22 protein-coding genes are annotated in these 25,707 nt (G+C 58.3%); 11 read left to right on the plus strand and 11 right to left on the minus strand.

From position 1 onward, the window contains the following. Nucleotides 1-7: 7 nt before the first annotated feature. The 5 genes from INF73_RS16865 to INF73_RS16885 are packed head-to-tail and all read right to left on the minus strand — an operon-like array spanning nucleotide 8 to nucleotide 6,486. Nucleotides 8-433: a hypothetical protein gene (locus INF73_RS16865; RefSeq protein WP_028013202.1), complete on the minus strand. Its 426-nt coding sequence runs from the start codon at nucleotides 431-433 to the stop codon at nucleotides 8-10. After that, nucleotides 430-1,824 carry a DUF3131 domain-containing protein gene (locus INF73_RS16870; protein ID WP_041909922.1) on the minus strand — a complete coding sequence of 465 codons (1,395 nt, stop codon included), beginning with the start codon at nucleotides 1,822-1,824 and terminating at the stop codon, nucleotides 430-432. Before INF73_RS16870 ends, INF73_RS16865 begins: the two co-directional genes overlap by 4 nt. After that, nucleotides 1,809-3,356: a DUF3131 domain-containing protein gene (locus INF73_RS16875; RefSeq protein WP_193542647.1), complete on the minus strand. Its 1,548-nt coding sequence runs from the start codon at nucleotides 3,354-3,356 to the stop codon at nucleotides 1,809-1,811. Before INF73_RS16875 ends, INF73_RS16870 begins: the two co-directional genes overlap by 16 nt. Further along, on the minus strand, nucleotides 3,353-4,672 hold the full coding sequence (locus tag INF73_RS16880; protein WP_028013199.1) for a DUF3131 domain-containing protein: 1,320 nt from the start codon (nucleotides 4,670-4,672) through the stop codon (nucleotides 3,353-3,355). The genes INF73_RS16875 and INF73_RS16880 overlap by 4 nt, the downstream gene beginning before the upstream one ends. Beyond that, the gene (locus INF73_RS16885; protein WP_028013198.1) at nucleotides 4,669-6,486 is read right to left on the minus strand and encodes a glycosyltransferase; all 1,818 of its coding nucleotides are present in this window, start codon (nucleotides 6,484-6,486) and stop codon (nucleotides 4,669-4,671) included. Before INF73_RS16885 ends, INF73_RS16880 begins: the two co-directional genes overlap by 4 nt. A 280-nt stretch (nucleotides 6,487-6,766) precedes the next feature. Between INF73_RS16885 and opgC the strand changes: the two genes are divergently transcribed. Genes opgC through INF73_RS16910 form a run of 5 tightly spaced genes read left to right on the plus strand, consistent with a single transcriptional unit; the run spans nucleotide 6,767 to nucleotide 10,873 of the window. Beyond that, complete coding sequence (gene opgC, locus INF73_RS16890; protein ID WP_193542649.1) at nucleotides 6,767-7,984, plus strand: OpgC domain-containing protein; 1,218 nt, start codon at nucleotides 6,767-6,769, stop codon at nucleotides 7,982-7,984. 11 nt (nucleotides 7,985-7,995) lie between these two features. Continuing rightward, nucleotides 7,996-8,895 (plus strand): hypothetical protein, encoded by a 900-nt coding sequence (locus INF73_RS16895; RefSeq protein ID WP_028013196.1) that lies wholly within the window; start codon nucleotides 7,996-7,998, stop codon nucleotides 8,893-8,895. A gap of 9 nt (nucleotides 8,896-8,904) precedes the next feature. Continuing rightward, complete coding sequence (locus INF73_RS16900) at nucleotides 8,905-10,119, plus strand: PP2C family protein-serine/threonine phosphatase (protein WP_193542652.1); 1,215 nt, start codon at nucleotides 8,905-8,907, stop codon at nucleotides 10,117-10,119. Further along, entirely contained in the window at nucleotides 10,109-10,447 is a 339-nt protein-coding gene (locus INF73_RS16905) for an STAS domain-containing protein (protein ID WP_028013194.1), read from the plus strand. The genes INF73_RS16900 and INF73_RS16905 overlap by 11 nt, the downstream gene beginning before the upstream one ends. Next, on the plus strand, nucleotides 10,448-10,873 hold the full coding sequence (locus tag INF73_RS16910; protein ID WP_193542654.1) for an ATP-binding protein: 426 nt from the start codon (nucleotides 10,448-10,450) through the stop codon (nucleotides 10,871-10,873). A gap of 24 nt (nucleotides 10,874-10,897) precedes the next feature. Here INF73_RS16910 and INF73_RS16915 read toward each other — a convergent pair whose 3' ends face one another. Further along, complete coding sequence (locus tag INF73_RS16915) at nucleotides 10,898-12,385, minus strand: UbiD family decarboxylase (protein ID WP_193542656.1); 1,488 nt, start codon at nucleotides 12,383-12,385, stop codon at nucleotides 10,898-10,900. Nucleotides 12,386-12,498: 113 nt separating this feature from the next. Here INF73_RS16915 and INF73_RS16920 point away from each other — a divergent pair, with 113 nt between their 5' ends. Next, nucleotides 12,499-13,383: a LysR substrate-binding domain-containing protein gene (locus tag INF73_RS16920; protein ID WP_041909939.1), complete on the plus strand. Its 885-nt coding sequence runs from the start codon at nucleotides 12,499-12,501 to the stop codon at nucleotides 13,381-13,383. Here INF73_RS16920 and INF73_RS16925 read toward each other — a convergent pair. From INF73_RS16925 to INF73_RS16940, 4 genes are all read right to left on the minus strand, one after another. Next, nucleotides 13,374-14,285 carry a LysR family transcriptional regulator gene (locus tag INF73_RS16925; protein WP_193542658.1) on the minus strand — a complete coding sequence of 304 codons (912 nt, stop codon included), beginning with the start codon at nucleotides 14,283-14,285 and terminating at the stop codon, nucleotides 13,374-13,376. The genes INF73_RS16920 and INF73_RS16925 overlap by 10 nt on opposite strands. 4 nt (nucleotides 14,286-14,289) lie before the next feature. Beyond that, nucleotides 14,290-15,276 (minus strand): MBL fold metallo-hydrolase, encoded by a 987-nt coding sequence (locus INF73_RS16930; protein ID WP_136343284.1) that lies wholly within the window; start codon nucleotides 15,274-15,276, stop codon nucleotides 14,290-14,292. Between the two features lie 141 nt (nucleotides 15,277-15,417). Next, nucleotides 15,418-16,161 (minus strand): 5'-nucleotidase, lipoprotein e(P4) family, encoded by a 744-nt coding sequence (locus INF73_RS16935; RefSeq protein ID WP_227413079.1) that lies wholly within the window; start codon nucleotides 16,159-16,161, stop codon nucleotides 15,418-15,420. Nucleotides 16,162-16,247: 86 nt separating this feature from the next. Further along, on the minus strand, nucleotides 16,248-16,775 hold the full coding sequence (locus INF73_RS16940; protein ID WP_041909946.1) for an N-acetyltransferase: 528 nt from the start codon (nucleotides 16,773-16,775) through the stop codon (nucleotides 16,248-16,250). A 132-nt stretch (nucleotides 16,776-16,907) separates the two neighbouring features. Between INF73_RS16940 and treZ the strand changes: the two genes are divergently transcribed. Genes treZ through glgX form a run of 3 tightly spaced genes read left to right on the plus strand, consistent with a single transcriptional unit; the run spans nucleotide 16,908 to nucleotide 23,251 of the window. Continuing rightward, entirely contained in the window at nucleotides 16,908-18,695 is a 1,788-nt protein-coding gene (gene treZ / locus INF73_RS16945) for a malto-oligosyltrehalose trehalohydrolase (RefSeq protein WP_193542662.1), read from the plus strand. Continuing rightward, a complete protein-coding gene (treY, locus tag INF73_RS16950; protein ID WP_193542665.1) occupies nucleotides 18,692-21,160 on the plus strand; it encodes a malto-oligosyltrehalose synthase in 2,469 nt (822 codons plus the stop codon). The genes treZ and treY overlap by 4 nt, the downstream gene beginning before the upstream one ends. Nucleotides 21,161-21,175: 15 nt before the next feature. After that, the gene (glgX, locus tag INF73_RS16955) at nucleotides 21,176-23,251 is read left to right on the plus strand and encodes a glycogen debranching protein GlgX (RefSeq protein WP_193542668.1); all 2,076 of its coding nucleotides are present in this window, start codon (nucleotides 21,176-21,178) and stop codon (nucleotides 23,249-23,251) included. Between the two features lies 1 nt (nucleotide 23,252). Here glgX and INF73_RS16960 read toward each other — a convergent pair whose 3' ends face one another. Beyond that, entirely contained in the window at nucleotides 23,253-23,798 is a 546-nt protein-coding gene (locus tag INF73_RS16960; protein ID WP_193542670.1) for a winged helix DNA-binding protein, read from the minus strand. A gap of 199 nt (nucleotides 23,799-23,997) precedes the next feature. On the opposite strand from INF73_RS16960, the gene INF73_RS16965 reads away from it, so the two are divergent. Next, nucleotides 23,998-24,720 carry a DUF969 domain-containing protein gene (locus tag INF73_RS16965; RefSeq protein ID WP_028013182.1) on the plus strand — a complete coding sequence of 241 codons (723 nt, stop codon included), beginning with the start codon at nucleotides 23,998-24,000 and terminating at the stop codon, nucleotides 24,718-24,720. Continuing rightward, on the plus strand, nucleotides 24,717-25,703 hold the full coding sequence (locus INF73_RS16970; RefSeq protein WP_193542672.1) for a DUF979 domain-containing protein: 987 nt from the start codon (nucleotides 24,717-24,719) through the stop codon (nucleotides 25,701-25,703). The genes INF73_RS16965 and INF73_RS16970 overlap by 4 nt, the downstream gene beginning before the upstream one ends. Nucleotides 25,704-25,707 lie beyond the last annotated feature (4 nt).

Raw genomic sequence — 25,707 nt, forward strand, 5'->3', positions numbered from 1 at the left:
ATTCCCCCTACGCGCGGTAGTGCAGTTCTGCCTGTCGGCGAAGGTATTCCAGCCCGGGCGCGATCGCCATGGCCCAGGCGGTGAGGATCTCATCGTCGCACTGCGGATCGCGCAGGCTCACCGCATTCAACATCGCTTCGCGCCAAAGGGCAAAAAAACGCGGGGGAAGGTGGAGGCCGTCGTCGCTTTGCTCCCGCGCCAGGCGCTCGAGAAAATCAGGGACGATCAGGGCGCCGTCGACCGCAAGCATGGCGAAGAAGCTTTTAAACAGGGTCTGCTGGCCCTCCCGATCCGGCAGACGAGAAAAATGCGCCTCGGTTTCGGGGGACATGTGGACGAAGGCGTCATAGAACGTCTGAAAAAACGCGGTTTTTTCATTATTCGGAAAGACGCGGTTCAGGCTGGATTCGAACAGATCGCGATAGAACTTCACGGCGTCCTCCTTAGGGTGCTTTCGCCCGGCAGACAGTGCCCGATGGGCGTGTATTGCTCTGCCAGACGGCGTGAGAAGTAGCTCTCTTTCTTCGACCGACGCACGTCAAACAGAGGCCCGGCGTTGTGTTTAAAGAAAAGGGCTTCCAGCACCGTGGCGTTGGTCGAGAGGGTTAAGGCAGCGTTGGTATCGCCCGTGGCTTCCTGACGGCCTTCATACCAGCCTTTCTGCGGATCGTTAAGGTGTTTGGTGACCGTCATCAGCACGTCGGTGTACGGGGTGTCCCACAGCGCCCACAGGGCAAAAACCGCTTTGGTCGATACCTGTGCGAAACGGGTGTAGTCCCGGCCATCGTCTCCGACTGAGTTCCAGGCATAGCCATTTCCCCAGACGGTATCCTGGATATGCCAGGGCGCCTGAGAGAGCGTGAAATCTGCCCTGGCCGTCAGGATTTTATCGGTCTCCCAGCGGGTCTTCTGGCTCAGCCAGACGTTTTCGGCCTGCTTGCGAAGACGCTGTTGCAGATCGGCCGCAACGCCTTCTGGCTCCCAGCCAAACTCCAGGCCCGGCAGCATATAGGGAAGGGTGGTAATCAGAGAGGGCTGCCACGTGGTGCGCGGATCGCGGGCATCGACGGCCAGACGCCGCTGGGCGATGATGACGTGGTGCGCCGGGGGCGTAAACGCTTTATCCGGGGAAAATCCCCACAGCTGAAACGCCGTCGCGGCATATTCACTTTCGCCCAGCCGCAGTTCCTCCCGCACGACCGGCTGACCGTTTTGCAGGGAAGAGGACCATAGCTCGCCTTCGCTATCGATGACCGGGCAGAAATTCCAGCGCAGGATAATTTTATCCAGGTATTCGCTGTACTGCGGCTCCCGCTCTGCGGTAAGGCGCAGGGCGAGCATCAGACGCGCCATGTCGCGCGCGGACCAGCCGTTTTTGCTGGGCTTGCCGCTAAAGTCGACTGGCGTCGCCGTCTGGCTGGAATAGAGTCGACCCGGCGTTCGGGCATCGGTCAGCATCAGGCGGTTAAGGGTGCCCATGAGACGGGTTAAGCGAGCGTCATACTCGGCGTCCTCAATCAGTCCCAGCTCTTTTGCCGCCAGCAGGGCGATAAGCGTATCGCCCATTTGCCAGAGCGTGACGCGGGGCTGTTTGTCGCTCCCGTTGACCAGGCCCGTTTGCGGCTGGGTATTATTGACGAAATAGCGCCAGGCGATCGTCGCCCACGTCTGCTCTTCCGGCGTCAGGGCGGCGATACGCGCGCTGGAGTGCCAGCCGCCGTGGATTAGCCAGCGCCAACCTGCTCCCTGATGGCCAAACAGGGCAAAGATGACCCCGCCTGCAAGGAGTAATCCCGCGAGCCCTCTGGCTAAGGTTTTAAGCATTGCGCAGTCACCGGAGGCAGTTTAACGGGCTCGTCCACGCTGCATGACGCGCACTGACAGGCCTGACAGGCGGGTTTGGTACGCTGCGTGACGCCGGTCCGGTCGCACCAGCTTTTTATGGCCGGTGTGCTGCTAAGGAACGGACGGCTGCGCAGCGCGTTGTTCTCTTCAAACTGATCGAGCAGCTTGCGATCCCACAGCGAGGGGGCAAAATCCTTGCTCTTTGGGTTGTCGGTGTTGAAGGCCAGCAGTTTTCCCTCTTTCTTGAACAGCAGGGCTTCCAGCATAATGCCGTTATTGTTCGCGGTGAACTCTTTGATCGGGCCGTCACCGTTTTCATACAGCCCTTCGTAGTAGCCTTTTCCCTCTTCGTTGGCATTCTCAATCGTATTCAGCAGGCGGTCGGTATAGGGAGAGTTCCACAACACCCACATGCCCAGCGCCGCCTTCAGCGATATCGCGGCAGCGTTGGGGACGAACTGGCCTTTATCGGTAATGGTGTTCCAGTTGTATCCGTCGCTGAAGACGGTGTCATAGACGAAGTAAGGGGCCTTATCGAGCTGGTGCTCGGAGCGCGCGGTGAGGACGCCGGTAATGGTATAGCGGTTCTCCTGAGCCTGATAAACGCGGTCAGCAAAGTTTTTCATCCACGTCAGGGAGTAGTCGCGCGGGGCGTTATCCCGGTCGGTCGGTTTATCAAAGCCGAACTCCAGCCCGTAGAGCAGGTAGGATTCCGTCACCACGTAGTTATGCTGCGACGTGTTGCGCGGGTCACGCGTATCGTACGGGACCAGCACGCAGTAGATTTCGGCCAGCTCGTAAGGCTGCGGACGGCTGGCTTTACAGGTGTTAAACCCCCAAAGCTGGAACCCGGCCGCACCGTACTCTTCATAGCCCAGCCGACCTTCCTGAACGTACTTCGGCTGGCCGTTCTCGAGATAGGCCCCGTACAGCGTGCCGCAGGGGTCGATCGCGTGGCTGAAATCCCAGCCGAGCACCACGTTATCAATGCTGTTGCCGTATTCCGGATAGCGCTCTTTGACGATTTTCAGCCAGACCAGCATTCGCCCGATATCCAGCGCTGAGAAGCCAATTTCGCCGGGCTTGTTGGTGTAGTCCACCTTCTGGGCGCTGATGGTGTTATAGGCCTTGTTGGGTAGCTCGTTGCGGAACAGTACCAGGGTGTTTAACGTGGCGAGAAATTTCAGCATCCGGCGGTCAAATTCCGCTTTATCAATGATCCCGAGCTCGCGCGCCGCCGTCAGGGCGGCCAGATAGGAGGCGCTGTCCCACATGGTGGTGGAGGGAAATTTGTTGACCGCATTCACCAGGCCCGTCGTGGGCTGATAGTTGGTGACGAAATACTGCCAGGCGTTTTTCGCGATGGTCATCTCTCGGACCGTCAGCTCGCCGCTGCGCGGGGAGTAACCTGATGCAGGAAGCTCGGTGTCAGCACGCACGGTCGATAACGCCAGCCAGCAGATCGTTATTCCCGTGAGCAGGTGGAAAAGGATCGAGGATCGTGGCTTCATGGCGTTGCTCCTGCTGAGGGGGAAGTGTAGAGGCAGGCCAGACAGAGCATCTGACCATGCGCGATGTAAGACAGACTTTCCAGCACAATGGCATTGGTATCGGCGTCCACGACGGCATTGACGCTGTTGTTGAGATTTAATCCGCGCTGCCAGCCTTTACCCGGTACCTGAAGCGGCAGAACCTGCTGGCGCAGCGCTTCGCTCCAGCTGTTGCGGAACAGGGCATACCAGGCAAACGCGGTGCGGGTGGAGGTAATTGCCACTTTCTCCGGCACCTCGTCGCGCAGGTTGCGCGCCTGTACCGGCTGCCTGTTCGGCAGATCGTTGACGTAATCCGGCGCCGGTTCGGCGTAATCCGTGCTGACAGGGGGTTTTGGGCTGCGCAGGCTATGACGCCGCTGCTGGATCTGCATAATCCGCCACGCAATCTCAGCGCTCTGCGCGTCAAAGCCCAGTTCAAGGCCGGTTAACAGGTAGGGGAGACTGATCAGGGAGGTTTGCTTGCCCCAGGGAGTGCGTAGCCCTTCATCCGGCACCATCACGCCGTCCAGATCGATCATCTTTTGCCCTTCAGGCGGGTTGGTTACCGCGAGGCCTGCCGCGCTGTCAATCAGGCGCAGCGTATGGCTGGCATAGAGACGGTAGCCAAAGCTGTCCCGCTGTTCGTCATCGGTCAGCGTCCAGTGATGGAGCGGCACGGCCGCCTGGCTTTGGACGTTATGTTCAATCAGAGCGCCGGTGTTCCAGAGGCTGAAGAGATCGTGGATAGCCGCCGCGTGCTGAGGATAGCGCCACAGGAGGGTCTGAAGCGCCGTCAGCAGGCGGCTCAGCCCAATTGCCGAGGCGTCGGGTTTGCCGAGGATTTTTAGGGTATCCGCATGGTAATACGCGGCTGGGAGGCCTCGCTCGTTGAGCGGCAGCTGCCCCAGCGCGAACAGGGCTGTACCGATCCTCTCGTCGAACTCATCGGCGGAAATAATGTTGAGCTGCTCTGCGGCAGCGGTCGCCAACAGGTAGCTTCCCACGCTCCAGAGGCTCAGCCAGGGTTCACCGTCGCTGGCATTCGCCAGCCCGTTTGGCTGGGTATTATTCACGTAGTATTGCCAGGCGACCCGCGCCCAGATGGCTTCGTCATAGGTCAGGGCGCGTTTCGCAGGCAGCGGCGGGAAGTCTTTGCTGAGCGCGATGCCGCCGCTGCTTTCCACGCGCGTGGGCATCTGTTTCTCCACCCAGACCACAATGGCAAAGCCGAGCAGGAACCCGAGCAAAATGGTGAGGTAGCTGCGCGCGGGCAGCAGGGCATCACGTATCCTCATTGGGTGACCTCATCCTCTTCGGCGGGCGTCCACATGGCCGCGAAAATCAGCGGCAGCATGGCGGCGATGTTCACCCCTCCCCAGAAAATATTGATGACGTAGCCGGAGGGGTCGTCCACCTGTCCACGCGCCACCTGAATACCGCCCCAGATAAGCCCTGCGAGGGTCAGCACCACAATGGCAATCTGCGGCTTCACCAGGTAGAGAAAACGGCCCGTCTGCCGCTCTTTTGGCGTGACGTGAAATTTGATCTGCTCGCCCCGCAGCACGGTATTGAGCGCGCGCAGGTTCATGGAAAAGAAGGAGAGGTAAGAGGCCCTGCCGTCCCAGGCCGAGATCCCCCATGTCCCGAACATAAACGCCAGTTCAGAGAAGATAAAAAAGGGGAGAAAGTGGAGATAGAACGGCGTCGACCATGCGGATACCGGCGGAATGCCGGTGAACAGATAGATAATGGGCGAAATTAAAAATACCGTGTTCCACACGCAGGCCATGTAAGACCAGAAGGTGGTGGCATACATCAGCGTCTGGGGGAGGGAAAGCCGGAAGCGGCGACGGCTGAAGATATTGTCATGGAACAAAATATCCAGCGAGCCGGCGGCGTATTTAAAGCGCTGGATCATCCAGGTCAGCATATCCTGCGGAGAGAGCATCTTCGACTCCACCCGCGGATGCATGACCGAGCGCCAGCGTCGCGCGGCGTCACCGTGCAGCAGCACTGAGGTGTAAATATCTTCGGAGACGTGAAATTTGTAGGGGGTGAGCTCGGTGTCAAACGCCACGTGCGGGCGCATCGCCTCCTGCAGCGCTTCGCGGGTTTCTTCATCGCGGATGTCGCGGGTGTGGCGATGGATCTCCTCTTCGACGGACCAGACGTAGCTTCTCAGCGCGGCCTGCATGACCGCCTCGCGCCGGTGGATGGAGGCCGCGCCGCAGCAGAAAGCCGCGTTCGCCCAGTTGCGCCGCCGCAGGATCACGTCATAGAACATGCGCGGATCGTTAAAAAACGGGTCGCGGCCTACGGTCACCGGGCCAACGCACTTTTGAATCAGCCAGCCCAGACCGTAGCCCACTTTTCCGGCTTTTCGCTGGCCCCAGCGTGACAGATTTTCTCCTTCCGGAAGGTCGAAGAACCACTGCGGCGTCTGCACCCAGGCCACGTCCGGATCGCGAAAATAGCCCAGCGTATGGCTGAGCAGGGTGGGAAATACGCGGGTATCGGCGTCGCAGATAACAATAAAATCACCGTCGGTTTGCTCAAGACCGTTGCGCAGGTTGCCGGCCTTAAAGCCGATGTTGGTCTGGCGGCTAATATAGTTAACGCCTTCCTCGTCGCAGACGGCTTTCATCTCCGGGCGGCGGCCGTCATCAAGCACGTGGATCCGGTAGTCAATCGGGTACGGGTAGGCCATCTTCAGGGCGTCGCGAATGGACAGCCTGACCAGCTCGGTGTCTTCCGAGTAGGTGGCAATGAACAAATCCACTTTAACAGGACGAGGTTCTACGGCCTCTTCCGGAAACAGGCATTCGTTGATTTCGCCGGGGGGCGGACACTGGGGGGGATCCTGTTCTTTCCATAAGTTGATGGTAAACAGCACGGTCCCTATCCACGCCAGCGTTTCGGCGAGGACCAGCGGTATGGCATACCATAGTGCGTCAGTATTCAGGGAGGCGGTCCAGCGCCAGTAAATATAATTTGCACCCAGAATAAGCGCCGCGACCGCTAATACCTGCCAGGTCATCATGACCCAACGCGGTGTTGTTAACGGTTCCGGAGGACGACGATGTTCAAAACGGGAAAAATAAAAATCCATAGTTCCGGCGTTCCTGATTCCGTGAAAATGCAGACCCATTCTGCTGCGCAGGCAGTTGCCCAAAAGCGAAAGAAAATAGCGAGTAAACAAGATTTAAGATAAGTGTAGAACGCCGAATAAAAGTGTCCAGCGTCGTTTTTATTAATATGAAGTGGTGGTTAATTTGGATTTAATTCTGCTTAATATGTTTCATCTGCCGGTGATAAATTGCAGTTACTATTCCTTTAGACTATCTACTTTATTTAGACCTTAATTTTCGTTTTCAGGCAAAGGACACCCTATGAGCCATGTTGCGCCGTCGATCGCGCAAGAAGATGACGCCAAATCAATAACATGGAGGTATTCCGTTGCAGGTGCCCGTGACCTGAGAATTGACTTTATGCGCGGCATTGCCCTCGTCATGATGGTCGTGGCGCATACGGAGGTAATGTCGGTATTTAATATATTCTCCTGGGAGCGTTTTGGGTTAACAACAGGTGCAGAAGGCTTTGTCATTCTCTCCGGGTTTATGCTGGGAATGCTGAATCGCGCGCGTCTGCAAAAAGTGGTTTTGCTCACGGTTTCCTGGGGGCTTTATCTCAGGGCGTGGAAAATATATCGCGTAAATATCATTATCATAGTGTCGTTTATTCTGCTGGCCTATATCCCACATATTAACGTTTTCGAGGTCACCCATTTTACCGACCGCTTTTCGGGTCAAAGCTGGTCGCTTTATCCTGTGACGCCGCAGATTAAAGAGACCTGGTTCAACATTATTCTTTATTTGCAGATCGGCCCCCACCAGACGCAAATTCTCGGACTCTATATTTTTTTGCTGCTACTCAGCCCGCTATTTTTAGGGATGCTGCAGAAAGGAAAAGTCTGGTGGCTGTTAGGGCTGTCGCTGCTGGGGTACAGCCTGTGGCAGCGGTGGCCGCTTCGGCTGACGCCGTCGGAGTTCGAATTTGCCTTCCCGCTGCTCGCCTGGCAGTTCATCTTTGTGCTGGGCATGGCCAGCGGCTGGTATAAAGCCGAACTGCTCTCGTTCGCCCGGACGCCCCCGGGGAAAGGGGTGGTGGTGGCGCTGGTCATGGTGTCGCTGGTGCTGGGATTTGTCGCCCAGAACCATACCAACCCGTTTATGCCGCCCGCGCTGCTGATGCACGTCATCCCGCCTGACAGCTTCAATTCGTTTTATCACACCTGGGCGGCGAAGAATGGGCTGGGCCCGGTGCGGGTATTGAACGATATCGCCCTGATGGTCACCGTCTACCTGGTGCTGACGTATTGCTGGACGCCGCTCAACCGCCTGCTGGGATGGTTCCTGATCCCGCTAGGGCAGCACTCGCTCTATACCTTTATTTTGCATGTTTACGTGGTGCTGCTGGTGAGTCAGCTCATCACCTTCGATTTATGGCGTCATGCCTGGATAGAGAACACGTTAGTGCATGCGGCGGCACTGGGTATTTTGTGGCTGATGGCAAAATACGACGTCGGTGCACGCTGGATACCTAACTAAGGATGGCGGTTATGCGCGAAAAATGGCTTCTGGCGGGCGTGCTGCTCGCCGCGATACCCGCCGCGGAGGCGGCGCAAAGCAGTGATAAAGAAACTCTGCGCGATAAGAACGGTGAACCCGTTCAGGCAGGCGTTTTTACCAGCCGTTGGGGGCGCCTGTTCTCGGGTAACGACAAGAAATTCTCAGGTGCGTTGAGCTTTAGCTCGGGACTGAAAGAGCAGTGGATGAGCATTCCTAACAGTTCAGACACCGCCACGGAAAAGAAAAAGATTAACCAGACGCTGAATCTCAGCCTTCAGTATTCCCCCTACAGCTTCTGGTTTGCCAACATTACGTCCCGACTGCCGGTCAGAGACACCAGCCGCTACACCGCCGATTTTCGCTACAGCTTCGGCTACGATGACTGGCACGCCAACACCGTGAGTCTGGTTTACAGCAACTACGGCGATAACCATTTCTGGACATCGGGCAGCCGACGACACACCTATTTCGAACAGGGCGCCTTCACGCTGGCCTATAAGTTTTCGCTACCGAAACCGGTTGAAAACACGCTCCTGATTAATAAAGGGGATTCCATCATTTGCCAGGTCGGGTACAGCTGGGTACCGCGCTACTACGACCTCAGCAGCGATGACATCCGCAAAAATAAAAACGTCATGCTCGGCGGCTGCGGCTACACCTTCAAACAACATTTCTTCGTTCGCGCGACGGCATTCTGGTTTCCGGACAGCAGCCAGCAGCAGCCCTGGAACGGCGATTACAGCTACAGCTTCGGTTATGCCGGCTATACGCCGGGTTCGTTCTCCATCCAGTACGCGAACTATGCGGGAACGCGCTATCCGGGGCACGGCAACGGGAATGCAAAATTCAGGGAAGGGACCGTGAGCCTCATCTGGTTCTTACCGCTTTAGGAGGGATGTATGTCGGCGTTGCACGTGTTAATCGTTGAAGATTCGCTGATTTATCGTCGTCTACTCTCACGGATGCTCACCCAGTGGGGGTATCTCGTGAGCGAGGCGGAAAATGGTGTCGACGCGCTGGAAATCTTGTCCAGCCAGCCGGTCAGCATGGTGATAAGCGACTGGGAAATGCCGGAAATGGACGGACTGACGCTGTGTCAGACCATCCGCAACCGTCAGTTTGGCCGCTACGTGTATATCATCCTGTTGACGGCCCGCGAGAATGCCGGGGACGTGACGCAGGGGTTTGATGCCGGAGCGGATGATTTTTTGAGTAAGCCCGTTGAGCAGGCTGAACTGCGGGCGCGGCTCCATGCCGGGGTCCGTATTCTGACGCTGGAGGCGACCCTCGCGGCGCACAACAAGCGCCTGAGTGAAGCGTTGCATCAGATTGAAAAAGATCTGGAACTGGCTGCGCGCGTTCAGCACTCGGTGCTGCCTTCACGCCGCTTACGCTATGGCGACTACTTCTCCGACTGGCTTTTCCTGCCTTCAGCCTGGGTTTCGGGCGATGTGTTCAATATTTTCCCTCTGGATTCACATTTGGGATTCTATTGCGTTGATGTCTCGGGTCATGGCGTGGGGGCCGCGATGATGTCCCTCGCGGTGGCTCGCCAGTTTTTACATGGCCGGGTGGTGGATCGCTTTCTGTTTACGGAAGAGGGGGGGATTCAGTCACCTGCGGAGGTTGTCAGGATGTTGAACAGCCGCTTTTGCAGTGAAGAGAGCGACATCACCAGTTATTTCACGCTCATTTACGGCGTGATCGATCCAGAGACTGGCGAAGGGTGGCTGTGCCAGGCCGGGCATCCTACTCCCTTCATTGTGAATGCGGACAGCGCCGTCACGTCCGTGGGCGATGGCGGACCGCCGGTCGGGCTAATCCCGGATCTGAGCTGGGAAGACGTCGCGTTTACCCTCCATCCGGGGGATCGCTTATGCTTATTCAGTGACGGTATTACCGAGTGTGAGAACGTCAGCGGCGAGCAGTTTGGCCCGCAACGTCTCGAACGCTGGCTTCATGAGCATGCCCGGCTCCCCGTTGACCAGCTCCTGCCGCGGTTCGGTGACCACCTGACCGGCTGGCGCAATGCAAATCGTGATGAACCGATCGCCTTAACCGATGACGTGTCACTGCTCGTGATTGAGCGTCAGGGAGAACAGAATGATAATTAACACCGAACGATTACCGCATGCCAACATTCTCACGCCCGCGGTCCGACGGCTGGACGCCTCCGTTGCTGCGACGTTTAAAGCGTCCGTGACGGAGGAAATCGGCAGCGATCGTAAAGCCTTAATCGTCGACTTTAGCAAAGTGGATTTCATCGACAGCAGCGGGCTGGGGATGCTGGTGTCGTTGTTTAAGCTGATGAACGGGAAAGGCGACATGGCGCTGTGCTCTCTGAACCCCGGGATCATGAACATGTTCACCCTGACCCGAATGGATCGCATCTTCCGTATCTATCCGGATAAACATAGCGCGCTTGCGCAGCTGGGGCAGTAGATGCAGAGGCCAGAGCATGCTGAATTTCCGGCGGCGATCGCGTCCCTGACGCCGCTGTCCGACTGGCTGAGAGACAGGCTGAGCGCGCTTCCCGTCGATGACGAGTGGCGTTTCGCCTTCGATCTCGCCGTTTGTGAAGTGGCAACGAATATCATCCGCTACGCGCTTCATGAGGATAATTCGAGCGTCTTTAGCGTACAGTTCGCCATCCGCGGCAATGACGTCAGCCTTGTTTTTACTGACGCGGGTGACGCATTCCCGCAGGAGCGTCTTGAGATCGCCCGGCGAGACCGTTTCTGCGAAATGTCGCCGCTGCTGGAGAGCGGCAGGGGGCTGATGCTCATATTGCTGAGCGTCGATCGTTTCACTGTTGAACGCGTGGCGGGTGAAAATATCGCCACGCTTGAAAAGAAAATACGCGTATGATCTGCGGGCCATACGCGCGTGATTTTATTTCTTATCGGCAAACAGCTCCGGCGCCCACGGACGTGGATCCACTTCCATAAACGGCGCGCGCTCGAAGCGGTCCTTCAGCGCCCACGGCACCGTGCAGTCGAAGATCGTCTTGCAGGAGATGCCGTTGCCGCGAATCGAGGTGCTGTACTCCGGCGACTGGGACGGATCCAGCTGGTGGCCGCGGATCCCCGGAATATTGGTGATGCTCACATCGCCCTGCATGCGCGTCGTCATCGCCCACAGGATGTCGTCGCTGTCGAAAATATCCACATCTTCGTCGACAAGAATAATGTTTTTCAGCTCCGAATAGGTGGCTAAGGCGATGAGCGCCGCCTGGCCCTGGCGTCCTTCGTCTGACGGCTGGCGTTTTTTCACCTGCAATATGCCGAGGAACTTACCGCCGCCCGCGGTATGGGCATAGACGTTTTGCAGGAAGCCCGGAATTGCCTCTTCAACGGCATTACGGATGCTGGCCTCGGTCGGCAGTCCGGCCAGCGTGGTATGTTCTTCCCCCGGTCCCACCAGCGTCTGCAGGATCGCGTGGTTGCGCATGGTCACCGCTTTCACTTTGATCACCGGCAGGGAGGGATTCGCCTCACCGCAGTAGCCCGGGAACTCCGGCATTGCGTGGCCGGTATTGGTATGCTGATCCTCTCTTACGCGCACGCCCGGAAGCAGTTCGCCTTCGATGATGATTTCCGCCCGTGCGATGGCTTTCTCTTTGACCTCCACGCCCTGCACCAGCTCGACCGGCTGCTGGCGCAGCGCCCCGGCGACGCCCAGCTCGTTGTAGCCAAACGGCGTGGTAGGGGCCTCAAAGCATGCGCCGATATAGATGGCGGGGTCGAGACCCATGTTGATCGTCACCGGCAGCGGTTTTCCGGCATCCTCCGCTTTTTTACGGAAGACTTCGATATGTCGCCCGGCGGCAAGGAACATGGAAAGCTCGTCGCGCTCCTGCACGCAGAGGCGGTGAATGGTGACATCCGTCAGCGAGCTGTCTTCCGGATCGCTTGCCAGCACCAGCCCCAGGCAGAAAAACGGACCGGCATCAATTGGCGTATTGGTCGGTGCCGGAAGCAATTTGCGAAGATCGAAGTCAGGATCGTCAGCGTAGAAAACCTGCTCCTGACACGGCGCCTGCGAGGCCGGGACGACGACGGGGGCTATCGGCTTTTTCACCGCATGGCCAACGTGTTTTGCCAGTTCAGACGGTTCGCAGCCTAACAGCAGCGCCGCGCGCTCTCGGCTGGCGTGCATGCCCACCAGAATGCGGGAGCCCGGATAGCCCTTAACGCTGTTGAACATCATGGCCGGACCCGTGCGGGTCGGACGTTTTACCGTGCCGCCTGCGCCGATATGGCGATAGACACCCGCCAGTTCCGCGTTGGGATCGACCGGATGATCGGTTTCAATATACTGGCCTTCGTGGCGCTGCAGTAAGGCGATGGCGCTGCGGAGATCGTTGACTTGATTTTCCATATTTTCCTCCCTCGGTTGAATACCTCCATTTTTCTGGCAAAGACCAATAGCATCAATTACATCATTTCTGTTAAATTGATAAGTAAATTTATATCAATACAGGGAGACGTCTCGTGCAGTTTCGTCAGATGCGCCACTTCATTGTCGTTGCCGAAGAGCTCCACATGCACCGGGCCGCCGAGCGTCTGAACATCGCCCAACCGGCGCTGAGCCAGCAGATAAAGGCGCTGGAAGAACGTTTAGGCGTCACGCTTTTCAGTCGGGCGAACCGCCGCTTAACCCTGACGCCCGCGGGCGAAGCGTTTCTGGTCAAAGCCCGGCTTGCCATCTCGTTGACCGAGCAGGCGGTGCTGGATGCCAGACAAACGGCACGGGGCGAGCAGGGGGAGTTAAACCTGGGGTGCGTGTCGAGTGCGATGTTTGACGGCAGGCTACCCGCCGCGCTGCGCCAGATGCATAGCCGCTGGCCGGCCATTACCATGTCCCTGATGACGGGAAATGTGCAGACGCTCTACGCCGCCGTGCAGAGCAACCAGCTGGACGTGGCCATCATCCGCGCGCCGCTGCCGTCGCTGCCTGACGATCTGCAAAGCCGGCCGTTCACCTCGGAGAAAACGGTGCTGGCGCTCTCTCGTCAGCATCCGCTCGCCGGATCGTCCGCGCTGACGCTTTCGTCGGTGAAAGACGAAAAATGGATCTCGCTGCGCGATCCGGAGGGAATGGGGCTGGAGCAGTACTTCTATGACGCCTGCAGCGGGGCGGGCTTTCAGCCGGACGTGGTGCAAAATGCGACCGACGTGCCCACGGTGATAAGCCTTGTTGCGGCCGGATTTGGGCTGGCGCTGCTGCCCGCGTCGGCAAAGGCAGTGAGCGTTGAGAATGTCGTCTACGTGGACATCCTCGACCGGCTGCGGGAGAGCGAACTCACCCTGGTTTGCCACCGGATTATTCGTTCAGAAGTGCTTAAAAAGTTTCTGGTCACGCTCGATCACACCTGACGTCCGGCGGCCCGCAGCAGCTGCCCGCGCAGCCAGGCGTTCGCCGGATCCTGGCTGTTTTTCGGGTGCCAGTACATGTTGATGGTAATCGGCTGGAGCGGCAGCGGCGGTGGGAAAATATCCAGCGTGCTGGCAAACTGCTTCAGCATCCGTTCCGGCAGGGTACATACCAGGTCGGTACCGGCAACCAGCGCAGGCGCCATAGCGTAGCTCTGGGTGGACATGGCAACGTGTCGCTGATAGCCCAGCCCGGCGAGGGTTTGGTCGACAAATCCGGTAAAGGGATCTCCCGCCGACGACACCACCAGATGGGAAAGCGCGCAGTAGCTTTCCAAATCTAACGGACCTGTTCCACGCGGATGAGCTTTGCGCTGGGCGGTGGCAAACGCGTCGTCGAGAAGTTTGCGCCTCACCCATCCGTCATGGGCGCCCGCGCTAACGCCGATGTAGATATCCACATCACCGTTTTCCAGCTGCTGCGGCAGGTCTACCATCTCCGGCAGGGCGAAGCGCAGGCGGATGCCGGGGGCATCGGTACTCACCTGGTTAAGCAGCGCGGTGCCGAGCATCAGCGCCGGGTTTTCATGCAGCGCGATAACAAATGTCCGGCTGCTGGTTTGCGCCTCAAACGTGGTGGGAGCGAACATCGCGCGGATGCCGCGTAGCACGCTTTCAACCTGTGGCCTCAACGCCTCCGCTCTCGGTGTGGGTAACACCCCACGTCCATGTGGGGAGGGAATAAACAGCGGCTCGCCAAAGAGCGTGCGCAGACGCGCCAGTCGGGCAGAGAGCGCGGGCTGGCTGATGCCCAGCCGCGCGGCCGCATGGGTGATGTTCCTGTCCTGAAGCAGGGCGTCCAGCGCCAGGAGCAGGTCGATGTCCATGTCAGATATACGCGACATCACTCTACTTCGCGCCGCTGGCGTCCCGGTTGGTATAGGTGACAGGGACCCAGGCATAGCCGCCTTTCTCACCTTTCGTCACATAGCCGATGCCCGGGAAAGGCAGATGGGGCGCGGCAATAAGGTCTTTATTTTTCACAAAGTCAGCGAACGCATGCTCGCGTACGCTTGCCGCTTTGTTCTCATCTTCATCGTAGGTGATGGTCACCGCAGGCTGCGGGAACTGGACCGCCGCTGCGTGAATGATGTCGCCGACAAAGGTGATTTTCTCGCCTTTACTTGTCAGCGTGTAGAAGGCCGATCCCGGCGTATGTCCGGGGTGAACCGTGCCGGTCAGCCCCGGAAGAATCTCCGATGTGCCGCTAAACGGCACCACTTTACCCGCGTCAAGATAGGGTTTTAAGGTCTTCTGTGCGACATCGAAATAGTTCTTGCCGTAGCCGGTTTTCTTCTGATTGTCATCGTTAAAGAAAAAGTCGACGTCCGGTTTGCCAACGAAAACGCGCGCGTTGCTGAACACCACCTTGCCGTCTTTCACCAGGCCGCCCGCGTGGTCGGAATGGGCGTGGGTCAGCAGAACTTCAGTAATGTCCTCGGGTTTAATCCCCTGCGTGGCGAGGCTCTCAATCAGACGTCCGCCGTTGCCGGGGCCAAAGAGCTGGCCCGATCCCGTATCTACCAGAATTTTATGTCCGGGCATCGCAATCAGGAAGGCGTTGATGGACACTTCCGCCGGGTTGGTCTGAAAGTTTTTCGCGAGAAGTGCATCAATGTTTTGCGGCGTTGTACGGCGCAGTAGCTTATGCAGATCCTGCGCAACGGTCCCGTCCGTAAACGACGTTACCAGAACGTCACCGACCTGCACGCTGTAACCGCCCGCCGGTTGTTTAACGACGTGCTGCGGCGTTTCTGCCGAGGCCTGCAGCGCAGGGTAGAACAGCAATGAACTGGAAATCAGCGTGGAAAGAGCAAGTTTTTTCACGGTAAGCATACGAGTCTCCTTTGAAAGTGCTCATCTTACTGCTCCGTAAAATTATAAGAACCTGCTCAGAAATGATAGGACCTATAAACGAGATAAATAGCACAGCGCAACAGCCGGGTGGTGGTGAAGCCATTCCCGGCCCGTAAAGCGTTATTTTTTCAGCGGTGCGTTCCAGCTATCCAGCGTGGCCCTGGACCAGGCACCATAAGCGGCATTTGGGAGCACAATCCAGTCGTTGCCGAAGTGTTCGGCGCTGGCTTCAACCAGCTCACGCTGCTGCTCGCTCGGTTTTTTGTTTTTGAACTGTACGGCGAAGTCCGGCAGGCTGTCGCCGAACAGCATCACGATCTGCTGCTTTTTGAGGATGCTCTGACGGCGCTCTTCCTTGCTGACCGTATCCAGCAGCACGCTCTCGTCAGATACCTGCGGCAGGCCGAGAGCGTTTAACGTCTTCAGCGTGTCGGCTTTGTTTTCCTGCATACGGTCCGAGACATAGTAGATACGGACCTTGCTTTGATTCACGTGGTCAAGAAAGGCCTTCGCTCCCGGAATTAAGCCGGGTTTTCCCTGTTTTTCCCAGTCGCTCCAGGTATCCCATTTCGTATAGTCGTGACACTGCGCCATGTCGCGCACCAGCAGAGGGGTGTTATCCAGCACCGTTTCATCCAGGTCCATCACCACGGCGTAGTTTTCAGGCGTTTTCAGATCCTTTAACTTTTCGTTGAAACGCTCGGTGGCAAACCGATAGGTTTGTAGCTGAAGGGCCATAATCTCTGCCGATTTCTGCTGATAGCGCAGCGCCATTTCGTACGCTTTGGGTTCACACAGGTTACTCTCAGCGGCCGTTGCCGTCGCACTCAGAACAGGTAATGCCAGCAGTACTGCCTTAGCCATTGAATTCACACTTCTTTCCTCAACACCGTGGTTAAAATCCCGAAAGCGTAATGAAGTTCAATGACAGAAATATGAAGGCTGCGGCGCTACACCAGCATGTAATACCAGAACAGGGCGACCTCGTCTTTTTCCGGTAAGGCGTTGTAGAGATACCGATCGTACCCGCCCAGGGTGAACCCGTAGTTACGGTAAAACAGACAGGCGGAGACGTTCACATTTTGTGTTTCGAGCCGTAATCCCGGCGCGTTTACGCTGCGGGCCCACACGTGCGCGGCAGCCATTAATTTTTGCGCGGCGCCGGTTCGGCGTCTGGTGCGATCAACGGCAATATAATCCACTGAAATAAATTTATTCCAGCCGATTGACGCGGTAATAAATCCGGCTAATTCACCGTCATCGGTTTCCGCAACAAGAAATATGGCGTCCGGATTAACGCAATGGTTTTCAAGGGTTTGGATGTCGAGTTCGTAGGTTTTTATCCAGGGCTCGGCGACGGCTTCAATATGCAAATCACAATGGATAAAGGGCTCTCGCGCAATGTGGCTAATGGTGAAAGAAAAGTCACAACATTCAAGACGGACAAGGTCCGTATTTAATCCTTTTCGAATCTGCATAGTATTCCCGATAGTGAGTTATTTCATAAAGAATAGACGACGCGGTTAAATCCGCTGATCTCACGCACTTGTGATCCTGAACTAAGCTTGTACTTCATTCCGCGTAAAATGTGGGTCATTCGAGGACAATGAATGGAATTCAGGACATTTCAAAAGCAGTGGGGTGCTGAGTTTATTTCCGATGACGTGGTACGTTTTCGCGTCTGGGCAGAAGGACAGAAAGAACTTACGCTACGTCTGGCCGCCACCGACGTGCCGATGACGGCGGTGGGGCACGGCTGGTTCCAGGCAGACGTTTCTGGCGTCACGCACGGTGCAGAGTATCAGTTTGTCCTGCAGGACGGCATGACGGTACCCGACCCGGCATCGCGCGCGCAAAAGGGCGACGTTAACGGGCCATCGGTTGTTATCAATCCCCGACGCTATCAGCCGGTTAACCGGGACTGGGCAGGGCGGCCGTGGGAAGAGACGGTCATTTACGAGCTGCACGTCGGCACCTTTACCCCGGAGGGCACCTTCCGGGCGGCCATCGACAAGCTGCCCTATCTGGCGGAGCTCGGTATCACCCAGCTTGAAGTGATGCCCGTTTCCCAGTTTGGCGGAACCCGCGGCTGGGGCTACGACGGCGTGCTGCTGTATGCCCCGCACGCTGCCTACGGCACGCCGGAGGATTTTCACGCGTTTATCGACGCCGCGCACGGGCTGGGGCTTTCCGTGGTGCTGGATATCGTGCTCAACCACTTCGGCCCGGAGGGGAATTATCTCCCTCTGCTGTCGCCCGCGTTTTTTGATGCGGAGCGGATGACGCCGTGGGGCAACGGCATCGCTTACGAGCGCGAGCCGGTGAGGCAGTACATCACCGACGCACCGCTCTACTGGCTGACGGAGTACCGTCTGGACGGCCTGCGCTTTGATGCCATCGACCAGATTAAAGACAGCTCCGGGACGCACATTCTGGAGGAGATTGCCGCGAAGATCCGCGAGGCGATCCCGCACCGTCACGTTCACCTGACCACGGAAGACAGCCGCAACGTGATTTTCCTGCATCCGCGCGATGAACAGGGCAACACGCCGCTGTTCACCGCCGAGTGGAATGATGACTTCCACAATGCTGCCCACGTGTTTGCCACCGGCGAAACGCACGCCTACTACCAGGATTTTGCGTGTGAGCCGGAGAAAAAGTTCGCCCGTGCGCTGGCGGAAGGGTTTGTCTACCAGGGCGAGATTTCGCTGCAAACCGGAGAATCTCGCGGGGTGGAGTGCCGTACCCAGCCGCCGCAGTTCTTCGTCGATTTCATTCAAAACCACGATCAGACCGGGAATCGCGCCCAGGGGGAGCGGCTCATCACCCTCGCGGGGGCCGACAGGACGCGGGTGCTGCTTGCCGCGCTGCTGCTCTCTCCCCATATCCCGCTGCTGTTTATGGGCGAGGAGTTCGGTGAAACGCATCCGTTCCTGTTCTTCACCGATTTTCACGGCGACCTGGCAAAAGCGGTGCGGGAAGGGCGCGCGAAAGAGTTTACCGGCCACGCCGGGCACGATGAAGCCGTCCCGGACCCGAACGACGTTAACACCTTCGTTCGCTCAAAGCTCGACTGGCATAAGATTGCTACCGACGAAGGGAAAACGTGGCTGCGCTTCACCCGCCACCTGCTGACGTTGCGCCATCGCTATATCGTTCCGCTTCTGCATCAGGGCGGCATCGTTGAGGGCAAGGCGATCGAGACCGCACCCGGCATGGTGGCGGTGAGCTGGCGCTTCCCGTCCGGGACGCTCTCTCTGGCGCTCAATATCGGCCCTAAGCCTGTCGACGTGCCCGCGCTCGCAGGGGAGACGCGCTTCGCCTGGCCGGAGGTAAACGACGTTTTGCCGCTGAACAGTATTGTCGTTCGCTTTGCTGATGGAGACGCATCGTTATGATCCCTTCCGCCACGTACCGTATTCAGTTCCGCAACGGCATGACGTTTGACCGCGCTGTCGAGCTGGTGCCGTATCTGAAAGACCTCGGCATCAGCCACCTCTACGCCTCGCCCGTGTTTACCGCTACAACGGGTTCCACCCACGGCTATGACGTGACCAACCCGAATGAAATTGACCCCGCGATTGGCGGTCGGGAAGGGTTTGACCGCATGGCCGCGGCGCTCAGGCAGGCCGGCATGGGGCTGATTCTGGATATTGTCCCGAACCATATGTCCACCTCGCTGGAAAACGCCTGGTGGCGGGACGTGATTGAATACGGCCAGCAGAGCCGCTATTTCCGCTATTTCGATATCGACGCGTCGCGCCCGCTTACGCTGCCATTTCTCGGCGACACCTTTGAGGCGGAGCTGGAGAAGGGTGCCATCACGTTAAAACGTGACCCTGTCACGAATAAAGCCTCTCTGGTCTATTACGACACGGCGTACCCGCTTAATCCGGGCACGTACAGCGAGGATAAAAGTATCGCCGAACTTCATGAGGCGCAGAGCTGGCGGCTGATGTCCTGGCGGGAAGCGCCGAAGCAGCTCTCATGGCGGCGCTTCTTCGAGATCACCGGTCTTGTAGGCGTACGGGTTGAAGACGAGGCGGTCTTCGACGATACGCACCGTCTCATTCTTGAGCTGGTTCACGCGGGCGTGGTTGACGGCCTGCGCATTGACCATATTGACGGCCTGGCCGATCCGCTGGGTTATTTGCAGAAGCTGCGGCAGACAGCTGGACCTGACTGTTACATCACGGTCGAAAAAATTCTCGCGAAGGGAGAACAGCTCCCCACCGACTGGCCGGTTTCCGGCACCACCGGCTACGAGTTTATCGCCTCGCTGGCGGAGGTGCTGGTCGACGACGATAACCTCTCGCGCCTGGAGACAATCCACGACGAGACGCTGGGCGTCACGGTCGATCGCCACGCCGAACTGCGCGATGCCAAGGGTCTGATGACCGATCGTAATTTTGAGGGCGAGTTCACCACGCTGCTAAACCTTGCGGACGATCTGGCCCGCCGCAATGACGTTGCGCTGCCGCGCGAGGAGATCCGCCACGCGCTGCGCGAGCTGCTTATCGCCTTTCCGGTGTACCGCACCTATGGCACTCGCGAGGGATTAACCCCGTCTGACGTGGCGCTGCTTAGCCGCGTGGTCGCTAGCGTAAATACGTCCGAAGCGGCCCTGAGCCTGATTGTGCGCATTCTTACCGGCGATCTGCCGGAAGATTGCCGCGACTGCGCCGCGCTTTTCAGAACCCGCTTCCAGCAGCTGACCGGGCCGCTGATGGCGAAGTCGGTGGAAGATACGCTGTTTTTCCGTCTGAACCTTGAGCTTGCGCTCAATGAAGTGGGCGCTGACCCGACGCCGCGCGCGTTCTCGTTATCCCGCTTTCACCAGGAGATGCGCATTCGTCTCGCCCGTCAGCCCGACGCGCTGCTGGGCACCTCCACGCACGATACCAAGCGCGGAGAAGACGCCCGGGCGCGGCTCTACACCCTGACGGAGGCGCCGGAACGCTGGGGAGAAAATCTCGCCCGCTGGCGGCAGATGAACCAGACCCAGGTGCGTTTTCTCAACGACGGCACCGCGCCGAACGCCGCCGATACCTGGATGATCTATCAGGCGCTGGCGGGCGTCTGGCCCGCCACGTTGTCGCCTGACGATGCCGAAGGGCTTGCATCGCTGGAGACGCGTTTCCTCGGCTTCCTTGAGAAAGCGCTTCGCGAGGCGAAGCAGCGCACCGACTGGATCGACAGCAACGAGAGCTATGAGAGCGTGGTGCTGAGCTATGCGCGGCATCTGCTTTCCCCGGATAACGCCCCGTTCCTGCACGATTTCAGCGAGGTGATGCAGCCCTTTATCCGCGCCGGGCTGATGAACAGCCTCAGCCAGACGGTCATCAAGCTGACGGCGCCCGGCGTGCCGGATATCTATCAGGGCAGCGAGGCGCTCAACTTTAGCCTCGTCGACCCGGATAACCGGCGGGAGCCGGACTTCAACGCGCTGGTGCAAAACCTCAGCGCGGCGGATGCTTCAGTGTTTGAACACCCGGCGTGCTGGCGGGACGGCAGGGTAAAGCAGTTTGTCACCGCCACGCTGCTTCGGCTTCGACCGCATTACGACGCGCTTTTCCGCTACGGCGACTGGCTGCCGCTCAAGGTTTCCGGCGAGCGCGAGGAGAACCTGATTGTCTATGCGCGCGTTAAAGACGAGGAGGCGCTGATCGTTGCCGTACCGCGTCTGGTTTTTGGCATCACCGATAATCATCCGCTGTGGGTCAATACCACGGTAGCGATACCCGACGAACTGGCCGGGAAGCGCTATCGGGATCTGTTCAGCGGTGAAAGCCGCATTCTGCAAGAGACGCTGCATTTAACGTCAGAAAAGGGATGTGTACTGGTTCTGCTTACCTGCGAATAATCGTGGAGAACGAAAATGGCAAAGGAAACTACGTTTGAAATTCGGGCCGGTCATGGCCAGCAGTTGGGGGCGAATTATGACGGGAAGGGCGTTAACTTCGCGCTGTTCTCCGCGCACGCGGAGCGGGTGGAGCTCTGTCTGTTTGACCCGTCCGGGAAAACAGAAATCGCCCGGCTGGAGCTGCCGGAGTATACCCATGAGGTCTGGCACGGCTATGTGCCTGACCTGAAACCCGGCGCGCTGTACGGCTATCGCGTCTACGGCCCCTACGATCCGGAAAACGGTCACCGCTTTAACCCGCATAAGCTGCTTATTGACCCGTATGCCCGTGAACTGGTGGGCGATATCGACTGGAACGACGCCCATTTCGGCTATGAGCTGGGGCATGACGAACTGGATCTTAGCTTCGATACGCGAGACAGCGCGCCGTTCACGCCGAAATGCAAGGTTATCGACCCGAACGCTTTCGACTGGCAGGACAACAACCGGCCAAACGTGCCCTGGCCGCATACCGTCGTCTATGAGAGCCACGTGAAGGGCTTTACCCAGATGAACCCGGCCATCCCGCCCGAGCTGCGCGGGACGTTCGAGGGGATGGGACACAAAGCCTCGGTCGACTACATCAAAAGCCTCGGCATTACCTCGGTGGAGCTGCTACCCGTTCACTGGTTCCCGGACGACCAGCATCTGCTCGACCGTGGCCTGAAGAACTTCTGGGGCTATAACACGCTCGGCTTTTTTGCTCCGGCGTCGCGCTACTATGGCCCGGCGGGGATCCAGGGCTTTCGCGACATGGTGCGCGCCTATCATGACGCGGGCATCGAGGTGATTCTGGACGTGGTCTACAACCACACGGCGGAAGGTAACGAGCTGGGGCCAACGCTTTCGTTCAAGGGCATTGATAACTACAGCTACTACCGCACGCTGCCGGACCAGCACCGGTATTACATTAACGACACCGGGACGGGGAACACGGTGAATACCTCGCACCCGCGCGTGCTGCAGATGGTGATGGATTCCTTGCGCTACTGGGCCGAATCCATGCACATTGACGGTTTTCGTTTCGACCTGGGGACGATTCTGGGCCGCGAGCCTGAGGGGTTCGATCCGCGCGGGGGCTTTTTCGACGCCGTTACCCAGGATCCGGTGCTCTCTAAGCTCAAGCTGATTGGCGAGCCCTGGGATATTGGCCCCGGCGGTTATCAGGTCGGTGGCTTCCCGCCAGGCTGGGGAGAGTGGAACGACAAATACCGCGATACCGTGCGCGAGTACTGGAAGGGGGACAACGTCTCGACGGACTTTGCCGCGCGTCTGCTGGGCTCCGGGGATCTGTACGACCTGCGCGGGCGTCGCCCGTGGGCCAGCGTCAACTTTATCACCGCCCACGACGGCTTTACGCTGAATGACCTGGTGTCGTACAACGAGAAGCACAACGCCGACAACGGCGAGGACAATAACGACGGGCATAACGATAACCGTTCGTACAACTATGGCGAAGAAGGGCCGACGGAGAACCCGGACATTATCGCCACCCGCGAACGGCAGAAGCGTAATTTCCTGACCACGCTGCTTTTCTCCCACGGTACGCCGATGCTGCTGGCGGGGGACGAATTTGGCCGCACGCAGAAGGGTAACAACAACGGCTACTGCCAGGACAGCGAGATCTCATGGATCGACTGGCAGGGGCTGTCCAAAAACGACGCGGCGCTGCGCGAGTTCACCCGCCGGCTCATTGCCCTGCGCGCGCAGCAGCCGTTGCTGCGTCGTGAGAGCTGGCGCGACGGGCTCGAGATCCGCTGGTTCAATGCCGGAGGCGGTCCGCAGCAGGCCGAGCAGTGGGATGAAGGCTCAACGCTCGGGGTCTCCATCAGCAGGCCGGATCTTCAGCAGGAGGATGGCATCTGGCACGACGTGCTGATGCTGTTCAATCCGTTTGAAGGCACCGTGCCGTTCCAGATCCCGCAGTTTGGCGAAGGGGGATGGGTGCTGGAGCTGTCTACGGCGGATGACGCTGCCGCCGGGACAGCGTTCACCGAAACCGTAGAGTACGAACTGGCCGGACGCAGCATTACCCTGTTCAGACGTCCGTAGTTCAGAGTGATGCCGCCGCGCGGGCGGCGGTGTCATACAGGGAGGAGATCGCGCGTAGCAGCTGCGCGGTTTCGCCGATCGATTTCCCGGAAATGCCGCTATCCGCATGGATGGCGATTAGACACGCTTCGCGCACGTCCCGGTACTTCATGCACAACGCTTTCCCTTCCTCCGTGGTGGAGAAAAAGAGCTCTTTACCCGCTTTCTCGCTCGTCACGTAGCCCGTTTTAACCAGCTTTTTCAGGGCATAGGTCACTACATGCGTATCTTCCACGTTGAGAACAAAGCAGATATCGGCCAGCTTTTTCTTACGGTCGCGGTGGTTCACGTGATGCAGCAGCGAAACGTCAAAAGCGCCCATATCCGGCTCTCCGGCTGCGGCCATGCAGCGCACCATCCACTTGTTAAACGCGTTGCCGGTCATGATCAGCGCGTACTCCAGCTCTGACAGTTCCGCGCAGCGCTCCGACACCAGATGGCGGGAGGAGACGATCCGGCCATCGTTGATATCGTTGCAATCGGGTGAAGCACTCTTTTTCGAGGTCATAACGTTCCTTAGCCAGAAATGTAAACTCGTCGATAAAATAAGAACATTTTATTGATAATTTGTTTACATGTTTTTGAGGTTCAGATATAGCTTTTTAGCGCAGGTTTTGTGAAGCCTGACGAAAAACACAACATCGCTCGCCGCAAATTAAAAAAATAGCCGTCGGCGCGCAACGCTCACTTTCGATAGGGTAAACGTTATGGACGGTACTACGCTGTTGCCGCTGATCGGGATACCGATCGTGGTCATTGGTTTTGCACTGCGCTTCAACCCGCTGCTGGTGGTCGTGGTGGCGGGTCTGGCGACGGGCCTGCTGGTCGGGATGGATTTCGGGATGCTGCTGGAGACCTTTGGCGAGAAGTTCGTCAATAGCCGATCGCTGGCGACCTTCATCCTGATCCTGCCGGTAATTGGTCTGCTGGAATATTACGGGCTTAAAGAGCGCGCCCAGGCCTGGGTGGCGAAGATCGCCAGCGCCACCTCGGCGCGTATTCTGATGCTCTACTTCGTGGCGCGTGAAGGAACCGCCGCGCTGGGGCTGATGTCGCTCGGCGGCCATGCCCAGACGGTACGCCCGCTGCTGGCCCCGATGGCCGAAGGGGCAGCGCTGAACGAATACGGCGAACTGCCGCAGCACATTCGCGACAAAATCAAGGCCCATGCCGCGGCGTGCGATAACATCGCGGTCTTCTTTGGGGAAGATATCTTTATCGCCTTCGGTGCGGTGCTGCTGATTGACGCGTTTCTTAAGGAAAACGGGATCGAGGGGATCGAGCCGCTGCATATCGGCCTGTGGGCCATTCCCACCGCCATTGCGGCATTGATTATTCATATGACGCGCCTGCTGCGCCTGGATGCCAGCATCCGCCGCGACGTCATGGCCTGGCGTGCAGAGCAGGGTACGCAGGGGGCCGCGCAATGATGACGCTTATCACCATTAACCGCGTGTATTACCTGATCGGCTTTGTTGTGATGCTGCTGGTTGTCATGACCCTGCGCGACCGCGCTAATCCGAAGCGTTTTACCACCGCGCTGTTCTGGTTTTTATTCGGCGGGATCTTCCTGTTCGGTGACCTGATGGTTCAGGAGCTGGGCAAATCGCTGGCGTACCGGATCGTTGGCGGTTGCGTTATCGCTATCGCGCTGCTGGCGGGTTTTGGCCTTGTCGGGAAAGGCCACTATAACATGGCCTCCGACGAGGAGCGCATTGCCTCGTCAAACCGCCTTAAAAACTGGCTGTTCCTGCCCGCGCTGATGATCCCGGTGGTGACGGTAATCGGGACGCTGTTCCTGAAGGGGGTGTCGATTGGCGGCGTTTACCTTCTCGACCAGAAACAGCTCACTCTGGCGGCGCTGTGCGTGGCCTGCGTTGCGGCGATCCTCACCGGCTGGTGGCTGACCAAAGGCACGCCGCTGCACGCCATTCGCCAGTCACGTCGTCTTGTCGATACCATCGGCTGGGCGGTGATCCTGCCGCAAATGCTGGCCATGCTCGGCGGCGTGTTCGTGGCGGCCAATACCGGTGATTCGGTGCAGAAGGTGGTGAGCCTGTTCGTGAACCCGGACAGCCGCTTCATGCTGGTGGTCATTTACTGCGTGGGGATGGCGCTGTTTACCATGATCATGGGTAACGCCTTTGCGGCCTTCCCGGTGCTGAGCGCGGGGATCGCCTTGCCGTTCCTGATCAACGTGCATCACGGCAACCCGGCGCCGCTGCTGGCGATCGGCATGTACGCGGGCTACTGCGGCACGCTGATGACGCCAATGGCCGCGAACTTCAATATCGTTCCCGCCGCGCTGCTGGAGCTGAAAGACAAATATCAGGTGATCAAGATCCAGATCCCGACCGCGTTAACCCTGCTGGTGGTGAACGTGTTCCTCATGTATTTCCTCGTGTTTCGCTAAGGAG

The organism is Enterobacter cloacae complex sp. P6RS, from assembly GCF_014982245.1.
Classification (GTDB): Bacteria; Pseudomonadota; Gammaproteobacteria; order Enterobacterales; family Enterobacteriaceae; genus Enterobacter; species Enterobacter bugandensis.

What these genes read in the sequence shown, in the direction of transcription:
- INF73_RS16940 (WP_041909946.1), bottom strand. Translation starts at nt 16,775, where the DNA reads ATGCAGATTCGAAAAGGATTAAATACGGACCTTGTCCGTCTTGAATGT.
- INF73_RS16960 (WP_193542670.1), bottom strand. Translation starts at nt 23,798, where the DNA reads ATGACCTCGAAAAAGAGTGCTTCACCCGATTGCAACGATATCAACGAT.
- INF73_RS16910 (WP_193542654.1), top strand. Translation starts at nt 10,448, where the DNA reads ATGCAGAGGCCAGAGCATGCTGAATTTCCGGCGGCGATCGCGTCCCTG.
- INF73_RS16875 (WP_193542647.1), bottom strand. Translation starts at nt 3,356, where the DNA reads ATGAAGCCACGATCCTCGATCCTTTTCCACCTGCTCACGGGAATAACG.
- INF73_RS16970 (WP_193542672.1), top strand. Translation starts at nt 24,717, where the DNA reads ATGATGACGCTTATCACCATTAACCGCGTGTATTACCTGATCGGCTTT.
- INF73_RS16915 (WP_193542656.1), bottom strand. Translation starts at nt 12,385, where the DNA reads ATGGAAAATCAAGTCAACGATCTCCGCAGCGCCATCGCCTTACTGCAG.
- INF73_RS16870 (WP_041909922.1), bottom strand. Translation starts at nt 1,824, where the DNA reads ATGCTTAAAACCTTAGCCAGAGGGCTCGCGGGATTACTCCTTGCAGGC.
- INF73_RS16925 (WP_193542658.1), bottom strand. Translation starts at nt 14,285, where the DNA reads ATGTCGCGTATATCTGACATGGACATCGACCTGCTCCTGGCGCTGGAC.
- INF73_RS16930 (WP_136343284.1), bottom strand. Translation starts at nt 15,276, where the DNA reads ATGCTTACCGTGAAAAAACTTGCTCTTTCCACGCTGATTTCCAGTTCA.
- treZ (WP_193542662.1), top strand. Translation starts at nt 16,908, where the DNA reads ATGGAATTCAGGACATTTCAAAAGCAGTGGGGTGCTGAGTTTATTTCC.
- INF73_RS16900 (WP_193542652.1), top strand. Translation starts at nt 8,905, where the DNA reads ATGTCGGCGTTGCACGTGTTAATCGTTGAAGATTCGCTGATTTATCGT.
- INF73_RS16895 (WP_028013196.1), top strand. Translation starts at nt 7,996, where the DNA reads ATGCGCGAAAAATGGCTTCTGGCGGGCGTGCTGCTCGCCGCGATACCC.
- INF73_RS16935 (WP_227413079.1), bottom strand. Translation starts at nt 16,161, where the DNA reads ATGGCTAAGGCAGTACTGCTGGCATTACCTGTTCTGAGTGCGACGGCA.
- INF73_RS16885 (WP_028013198.1), bottom strand. Translation starts at nt 6,486, where the DNA reads ATGGATTTTTATTTTTCCCGTTTTGAACATCGTCGTCCTCCGGAACCG.
- glgX (WP_193542668.1), top strand. Translation starts at nt 21,176, where the DNA reads ATGGCAAAGGAAACTACGTTTGAAATTCGGGCCGGTCATGGCCAGCAG.
- opgC (WP_193542649.1), top strand. Translation starts at nt 6,767, where the DNA reads ATGAGCCATGTTGCGCCGTCGATCGCGCAAGAAGATGACGCCAAATCA.
- INF73_RS16905 (WP_028013194.1), top strand. Translation starts at nt 10,109, where the DNA reads ATGATAATTAACACCGAACGATTACCGCATGCCAACATTCTCACGCCC.
- INF73_RS16880 (WP_028013199.1), bottom strand. Translation starts at nt 4,672, where the DNA reads ATGAGGATACGTGATGCCCTGCTGCCCGCGCGCAGCTACCTCACCATT.
- treY (WP_193542665.1), top strand. Translation starts at nt 18,692, where the DNA reads ATGATCCCTTCCGCCACGTACCGTATTCAGTTCCGCAACGGCATGACG.
- INF73_RS16965 (WP_028013182.1), top strand. Translation starts at nt 23,998, where the DNA reads ATGGACGGTACTACGCTGTTGCCGCTGATCGGGATACCGATCGTGGTC.